The sequence below is a fragment of the Bradyrhizobium sp. BRP22 genome, from assembly GCF_020194175.1.
Lineage (GTDB): Bacteria > Pseudomonadota > Alphaproteobacteria > Rhizobiales > Xanthobacteraceae > Bradyrhizobium.
The window spans coordinates 1-316 of the sequence record NZ_JADYVX010000144.1 but is presented as its reverse complement, the minus strand read 5'-3'; the positions used below and the strand labels follow the sequence as shown (position 1 = coordinate 316).

The 316-nt window shown below is 65.2% G+C and carries 1 protein-coding gene; it reads left to right on the top strand.

The window, feature by feature from the left end:
* Window positions 1-316 (top strand): ribonucleotide reductase N-terminal alpha domain-containing protein (locus I6F35_RS39750; RefSeq protein ID WP_275945548.1); only part of this gene is annotated, 316 nt, incomplete at both ends.

Here is a 316-nt window from a genome sequence, read left to right as displayed (position 1 = left end):
AGCGCAGGCAAAGCCTACCACGCCTGAACTGTGTCTTGTGCAGCCATCGCCGGCTCCGCTGCCGAGGCCCCTCGCGCCACCGCCAAAGCCGTCTGACCTCACGCTCGATCGGTCGCGCGACGACCTGTTGACGTCGTTCGGCAAGCTGACGCTGACCGACCGTTATCTGCTCGCCGGCGAAAGCCTCCAGGACATGTTCGCCCGGGTGTCTTGCGCCTTCGCGGACGATGTTGCGCATGCCCAACGTCTGTATGATGCGATGTCTCGGCTGTGGTTCATGCCGGCCACACCGGTGCTCTCCAACGGCGGCACCACG